This is a genomic window from Nocardioides hungaricus, from assembly GCF_054782915.1.
In genome coordinates this window covers 1-2,619 of record NZ_BAAGRO010000080.1, presented here as the reverse complement: position 1 = coordinate 2,619, position 2,619 = coordinate 1, and the positions used below count along the sequence as shown (strand labels likewise).

At 68.6% G+C, this 2,619-nt stretch carries 3 protein-coding genes; all 3 read right to left on the bottom strand.

Annotated elements, in window-relative coordinates; translation table 11 throughout:
• On the bottom strand, positions 1–768 hold a 768-nt coding region (gene istB / locus ACYVKX_RS23300; RefSeq protein WP_460836103.1), incomplete at its 3' end, for an IS21-like element helper ATPase IstB.
• On the bottom strand, positions 765–1,145 hold the full coding sequence (locus tag ACYVKX_RS23295; RefSeq protein ID WP_460836102.1) for a hypothetical protein: 381 nt from the start codon (positions 1,143–1,145) through the stop codon (positions 765–767). The genes ACYVKX_RS23295 and istB, both read right to left, overlap by 4 nt.
• Before the next feature lies 1 nt (position 1,146).
• Entirely contained in the window at positions 1,147–2,517 is a 1,371-nt protein-coding gene (istA, locus tag ACYVKX_RS23290; RefSeq protein WP_460836100.1) for an IS21 family transposase, read from the bottom strand.
• Positions 2,518–2,619 lie beyond the last annotated feature (102 nt).

Sequence of the window (2,619 nt, the reverse complement as noted above, 5' to 3'; positions counted from 1 at the left end):
TGGCATGGGTTCACCTCCTGTGACGAGGTCGAAGCGGTCTTTGAGCCTGTAGCTGGGGCCGTTGATGGTCAGCACGTTGCAGTGGTGCAGGAGGCGGTCGAGGATGGCGGTGGCGAGGACGTCGTCTCCGAGGACGCCGCCCCATTCAGCGAAGGACTTGTTGCTGGTGATGATCATCGAGCCGCGTTCGTAGCGACGCGAGACGAGCTGGAAGACCATGTTGGCTTCGGCGCGGTCCAGCGGGAGATATCCCACTTCATCGACGACAAGGACGGCGGGTCGTAGGAACGCGGCGAGTTGCCGGTTGAACCGGCCGGTGGCCTCTGCGGTGCGGAGTTTGCGGACCAGGTCATCGAGGGTAGTGAAGTAGATCGAGAACCCGGCCTGACAGGCGGCGACGGCGAGCGCGACGGCGATCATCGTCTTGCCGACGCCGGGGGGTCCGAGCAGGGCGACGTTGGACTTGGCGCGGACGAACTCCAGGGTGGCCAGGTCGCGGACCTTGCGGGCCTCCAGGTCGGGTTGGAAGGCGAAGTCGAACTCCTCCAGTGTCTTGTGGTGCGGCAGTCCGGACAGCTTGAGCGCGTTGCGGAACCGGCGGCCCTCGCGCAGGCCGAGTTCCTCGGCGAGGAGCAGGTCGACGAAGTCGAGGTAGCCCATCTGGGCAGCCTCGGCACGCTCGACCAGTTCGGTGACGACCTCGGTGAGGTGGGTCAGGCCCAGCTTGGTGGCGGTCTCGCGGATCCGGTCGGTGGTCAGCGCGCTCACCCGAAGACCTCCTGCCAGGTATCGGTCAATGCCGGGGCCTGTGCCAGGGTCTGCGCCTTGAGCTGGTGGCCCAAGTGGACGGCGGTGAAGCCGAGCATGTCGATGAGCCAGAAAGGATCGGCTGGCGGGTTCAGGTGGTGCAGATAGGTCCCTAGTTCGGCGTGGGTCGCCGGGCCGGCGATGCGCAGGAACTCCTCACAGATCTCGAGCAGCTCGCGGATGCTGGCGACGGTGTCCTGGCTCAGCGACACCGCGCTGGAGGTCGGCGGCGTGGTCGGCGTGGTCGGCGTGGTCGGCGTGGTCGGCGTGGTCGGCGTGGTCGGCGTGGTCGGCGTGGTCGGCGTGGTCGGGATGGTCGGGATGGTCGGGATGGTCATGTCAGCTCCTGGGGGTGGTGGCGGCGGTGTGGTACTCGGTCAGCGGCCGGGCCGCGACTTCGATGTCGGCGTGGCGGCGGGCCAGCAGCGAGGCCAATGGCTCGAGCCGGTCACCGGTGCGGGGTGCGAGCCCGAACGCCGGGGCGGTGGCTGGCTCGACCACGACGGCGCGGGTGTGTCCCTCGGGTAGCCCGTCCCAGTGCGCCGGATCGACCACCCAGGAGCCGTGCTCCCGGGCGCGAGCGTGGGTGGCCAGCCAGCTGCTGGCCTCGGGCCGGCTATCGGCAGGCAGGGCGTGGATGGTGACGACCTCGCCGTCGACTTGCAGCCAGACCTGCTGACCGGGGCGGATCTGGCGTGCAGGCACGGAGTAGAAGCTGGCCTCAAAGGAGACCAGGGCGTCCTTGCCGACCCGGCGCAGGTGTTTGTCGGTGACCAGGTAGGGGCTCGCCGGCAGCGGGGCCAGCGCTGCCCGGTCAGGGGTCGCGCGCACCGAGATGACCTGCCCATGGGTGCGGTGCACCTGAGCCCGGCGGATCGGCAACCAGGCCTCGAACGCTCCGTCGAGCTCGGCGATCGAGTCGAATGAGCGGCCGGCGACCACGTGGTCACGCACGATGGCGACCTGCCGCTCGACGCGACCCTTCCCGGTCGGCCGGTAGGCAGCCAGCACATCGATGGTGAACCCGTAGTGCTCGGCGAACGCGGCCGCCTCCGGGTGCAGCGGCACCGCGACCCCGGGCGCGACATGGCGCTTGACCACGGTCTTGGTGCGGTCATAGACGAGCGTGGCCGGCACCCCGCCGAAATGGGCGAACGCGCGGCGGTGGCAGTCCCAGAACGTCGCCAGGTCCATGCTGGTGGTGAAACAGCTGAACGGGTCCCGCGAGTGAGACAGCGTCATATGGAACGAGTAGACGCACCGGATGCCGACGTGCGCGAGCAGGTCGCCCTCCTCACCCCAGTCGACCTGGGCCTGAGCCCCGGGGACGACCTCGAAGCGGCGATGCAGCCCCCGCAACGGGTTCTCATCGGCATCAGCGAGCTCGACGGCGATCCGTGGCCGGGCCTCGGCCAGGAACATCTTCACCCGCTGGTAGTTGCCGGTGAAGCCGTGCTCGGCGACCAGCCGCTCGTGGATCACCGTGCCCTTCAAGGCGATGTCGGCACGAAGCCACGCCTCGATCACGCCCACGAACGGGGTGATCAGCTTGGGTTGGGTGCCAGCCCTCGGTGACGCGGACGGCGGGACACAGGGCGCGTCCTCGGACAGATACTTGCGGACGGTGCGCCAATCAACCCCGCACTCGCGGGCGATCTCGGCATAGGTTGCGCCCGCGGCATGCAGGGCACGGAAACGACGGATGTTCATCCAGGACTCCGAATCAACGATCATGAGCAGGTCACCCTTCGGGCTCGTCTACTTGGCGGTGGACGAACCGAAGGGTGGCCCCACTCAGGGCGAGGAGGGACT

Excerpts from the sequence above, each read along its gene's own strand:
- istA (WP_460836100.1), bottom strand. The coding sequence starts at position 2,517 with ATGAACATCCGTCGTTTCCGTGCCCTGCATGCCGCGGGCGCAACCTAT.
- ACYVKX_RS23295 (WP_460836102.1), bottom strand. The coding sequence starts at position 1,145 with ATGACCATCCCGACCATCCCGACCATCCCGACCACGCCGACCACGCCG.